The following is a 4,616-nucleotide window of genomic DNA, read 5'->3' as shown; positions in this document are numbered from 1 at the left end:
ACTGGTCCTGTGACCTTCACCTTTACCTTCAGTGAGGCCGTCAGCGGTTTCACCGCTGATGACGTCGCCGTCACCAATGGCAGCAAAGGCACCTTCACCAGTGTCGATGGCCAGACCTACACCTTGGTCGTGACCCCGACTGATAACACCACAGGGAATATCAGCGTAAGTGTGCCTGCAGGCGCAGCTACCGACTCAGCGGGGAACCCGAGCATTGCATCGCAGGTTCAACAAATCATCGATACGGTTGCCCCAAGCGTTGTCATCAGCACCACCGACAGCAACCTATCGATCGGGGAAGTCACGACACTGACCTTCACTTTCAGCGAGTCGGTCACCGGCTTTACTGCAAGCGACATCGCCCCATCGGGAGGTACGATCAGTAATTTGGTGCAATCGGCGGAAAACCCGACTGTCTGGACGGCCACCTTCACTTCGACAGGTGGCGGCTCGCCGAGCGTCAGCCTGCCTGCAGGTAGCTATACCGATCTGGCGGGTAACGCAGGCAGTGCTGGTAGCCTGAACCTCAATAGTGATCCGATTGCCATCAACGACAACTACCTGATTTCCGGGCTGGTCGGTCAGTACTTTGGCTATAACGATACGGCTACGGGCGCAGGTAATAATGGTGCCAACCTCACCAACCTCGCTCAAGTTGAAACCTTTATCGATGGCCGGGCGCCGACGGCAACCTTCACAGCCACCAATTTGAACTACGGCCCGATCGGTGATGGCGGCCTGGGCAATGGCTCGAAATTGCAAACCTTTTTGGGTGGCGATGCTTTAAGTCTATCGCCCGTCTCTGCGAACTCTTCAGATGCAATCATTAAACTCAACGGGCTAGTTAACTTGGCTGCGGGTAATTACCAATTCCTCGTAACAGCTGATGACGGTTTTAGCATCCGTATAAATGGCCAGACAATCGCGCAGTTCAACGGCAACCAAGGACCTACGCCGCGTGAGTTTGACTTCACGGTGCCAGTAGGTGGAGCACAGCAGTTCGAAATCGTCTATTGGGATCAAGCTGGCAATGCCCAGCTCACTATTGAGCTACGACCTCAAGGGGGAACCTATTCAGTACTGGGTGGTAGCTCGCTGCAACATGAGAACCCGGCACTGGTGACTGACGAAGATCAGGCTCTGACCATCAGCCCGACGACTCTATTGGGTAATGACACTGATCCAGATGGCAATCCGATCAGTATTGTCAGCGTGCAAGGGGCAACGCATGGCACAGTCGAGCTAGTTGGCGGCAACGTGGTGTTTACCCCTGACGCCAACTACAACGGTTCGGCAACCTTTACTTATACCGTGAGTGACGGCCTGGGTGGACTTTCCACAGCAACGGTGACGGTCGGCATCAAGGCGGTCAATGATGCGCCGGTCGCCGTTGCTGACAGCGCCATTACCAATGAAGACACACCGGTCACCATCAACGTGCTGGCCAATGACACCGATGTTGATGGCGATATTCTGACAGTTACCGGTGCCACCGCCAGCAATGGCACTGTGGTAGTCAACGCAGATAACACACTGAGCTTTACGCCTGTCAGCAACTACAGTGGAACGGCACTGATTCAGTACAGCATCAGCGATGGTAAGGGTGGTACTTCCAGCGCCCAGGTTACCGTGAGTGTCACACCGCAGGCCGATGCACCGTTACTACAAGCGGCAGTAAGCGCTACACAAATCGGCATGACCCCGCTATTCCTGAGCAACTTCGACGCCACACCAATACTATCTGCCAATGAAACCTTCTACACCAGCGCAGACGGCTGGGTGCCGGGTACCGGTGCCACACGCATCGAAGTCCGCGATTCCAGCCATAACAGCACCGAAGAGCAAGGCTACAGCGGTACGCGTTACATCGAACTGAACAGCGCGACCGAGTATGCCAATACACCGAGCATCAGTCGGACGGTATCAACGGACTCCGGTAGCTTCTATACCCTCAGCTTCCAGTACACCCCACGCCCGGGGTTTGGCGCCGACATCAACATCTTCGAGGTGCTGGTCGACGGCACTGTAGTGGGAACCTTCGCCGAAAATGGCACCGGACTGAGCATGACCAGCTGGCGGGAGGGCAGTGTCAATTTCATTGGTACTGGCAGCGCGCAAACTATCGAACTGCGGGAAGCATCCAATAATGACCAAGCAAGCGGTCGCGGCATGTTTATCGACGATATCGCGCTAGCAGTAGCAAGCCAGTACAGCTATGACATTACGGTGGATGCGCGCCTCACCGACACCGACGGCAGTGAGACCCTGCAGATCATTATCGACGGGGTGCCCAGCGGTAGCATCCTGCAGAACAACAGCGGTGCCCTTGTCGCTAACAGCAGCGGTCAGTATGTCCTGGACAACTCTCAGCTGATGGGGCTCAAGCTGGTTAGCGGACAGGATCTGCACAATGTTCATCTAAACATCCAGGCGATCAGTACGGAAGGCGCCAATGGAGACAGCGCCTCACGCAGCACCCAACTGACTATTAATAGCGTCGAGGCTAGCGATAATTTCGCCCAGGCGGTGGTTTCCCTGAGAACCACCGAGACCACTGCATTGAACAATCTGACCGTCAGTGATTCACGTGGAGGCAACGCAACTACAGGCTTTCGTGAATTCACCGTTTCGGGTGGTAGCGCCACACTGGCCTTTGATAAGGCCTTCAATGCCGATAACGACGACACCTTCGAATATCGCCTGCAGCAGTGGAATGGCTCATCCTGGAGCACCCCAGGCTATCAAACCCTGAACGCCACCACTGGCCCGATCAGTGGCCTGGTTGATGGCGCCACCTATCGCTTACAGATTCGCGTGCTGGATGACAGTCGCAACTCCTCAAATGCAAGCGTGACACTGAGCAATATCGTCCTGACCACTACACTGACCAACCCGGAAGCCGAAACATCGGCCATCTCCGGCAATGTCATAACCGACAGCAACTCCTATATGAACAGCGTTAACAGTTGGGGCGCTGTTGATGTGTTGGGGGCTGAGGGGGCAGTAATAACGGCAGTCAGCGTTAACGGTACCAGCAGCACCATTACCGCTATGGGCAATACCCAGGTTGCCGGCCAATACGGCATGCTCAGCATTGCCGCCGATGGTAGCTATACCTACACACCGACCGCCAATGTGGGCAACCTCGGGCAGACGGATACCTTCAGCTACACCCTGACGCAGCCCGACGGCGATACAGCCAGCGCCAATCTGCTGATTACCATTGCTGATGCACCCTACAGCGCACCTAACCTGATAACCGGTACAGGTACGCTCAACGGCACCGCTGGCGATGATGTCTTGATCGGCAGCCATGAAGATGACCTGATACTGGGTGGAATGGGCAATGACCGCCTCGAAGGTGGCGCTGGCCATGACACTCTGATTGGCGGCTCTGGCAATGACATTTTGCTGGGTGGGAGCGGCGCCGACACCTTCGTCTGGCAAGCGGGTGACTTTGGCAACGACGTGATCAAGGACTTCAACATCGGTGAAGGCGACCGCATCGACCTGAGCGATCTGCTGCAAGGCGAGGAGGCGGAAAACGCTCCAGACATTACCCAGTACCTGCGCGTGGACACGGCCACTTCGACCCTGCTTATCAGCAGCACTGGGGTACTCGATGCAACTGGGAGCAATGCGGATGTGACCATCAAGCTGGAGAACGGTGCTGACCCGATCAATCTCAATCCGGGCAACCTGAGCCAAGCGGCCCTGGTCAACTCGCTGATCGCCGGCTCCGATCCGACCATCAAGATCGACCACACCTGACGGCCAAAACCCCGCTAACATCGGTTAGCGGGGTTTTCGTTCCAGGGAAGCCGTTGGCGTTAAGGAGTGATAGATGCTGTATGTAAAACGCGATACCTGGGGCAATCTGCAGCAGGTTCAGGCCGCACCGTTCGCTGACATGGATGGTGAGCTTGCCGCTGATGATCAGGAGGCGCTGGCTTGGTTTGCCAATCAAACGGTGGAAAGCAGCCTGCTGCAGCTCAAGCAGAGCGACCTGGATATGATCCGGGTGCTGGAAGATTTGATCACCGTGTTGATCCAGAAAGGGGTTGTACGCATTACCGACTTGCCGGAAGCGGCGCAGAGCAAACTGGTCGGCCGTAGCAAGGCTCGCGATGCCCTTGGTGGGTTGAATCGGCTGATCAATGACGATGAATCAGGATTGATCTGAGCGGCGATGAAACAAGGCTTCACGGGTTAAGCGCAACGCTGCCCGGCCGCTCCTAAGTCCCAAGCCCGGATGAAATCCGGGACTGTTTGTCGGTCTATCCATCGCGCCCTGGATTACGCTGGAGCTAACCCAGGCTACGGTTCTGCGGCCGCCTCCAATATTGCTGAACGAAGGCACGGATCCGTTCGCGGACAAGTCCGCTCCCACAGGGTGCCAGTCCCGTAGCCGGATGAAATCCGGGACTATTTGTCGGCCTAACCATCTATCCCTGGATTACGCTGGAGCTAATCCCTATATGGACTCCCCCCGTTTTGCCAGTGATACGCTCTTCAAACGAACCTAGGTACGACTGCTTCCGTATATCCGGCTTCTAATTAAGGCATTAGGTGCCTTGAGCCATAATGAAAATCCGCTCATGTGCTCCTGATCGGGC

The 4,616-nt window shown here is 55.9% G+C and carries 2 protein-coding genes; both read left to right on the top strand.

The window, feature by feature from the left end; all coding sequences use genetic code 11:
* A partial coding sequence (locus Q8K09_RS03575; protein WP_305253654.1) for a tandem-95 repeat protein occupies positions 1-3,771 on the top strand: 3,771 nt, incomplete at its 5' end.
* 73 nt (positions 3,772-3,844) lie between these two features.
* Positions 3,845-4,183 carry a tryptophan synthase subunit beta gene (locus tag Q8K09_RS03570; RefSeq protein WP_305253653.1) on the top strand — a complete coding sequence of 113 codons (339 nt, stop codon included), beginning with the start codon at positions 3,845-3,847 and terminating at the stop codon, positions 4,181-4,183.
* Positions 4,184-4,616: the final 433 nt, after the last annotated feature.

Origin of the sequence: Pseudomonas sp., from assembly GCF_030683065.1 — a bacterium.
In the GTDB taxonomy this organism is placed as follows: Bacteria; Pseudomonadota; Gammaproteobacteria; order Pseudomonadales; family Pseudomonadaceae; genus Aquipseudomonas.
The sequence above is the reverse complement of the archived record's forward strand: the minus strand, read 5'-3'. Positions and strand labels throughout refer to the sequence as shown.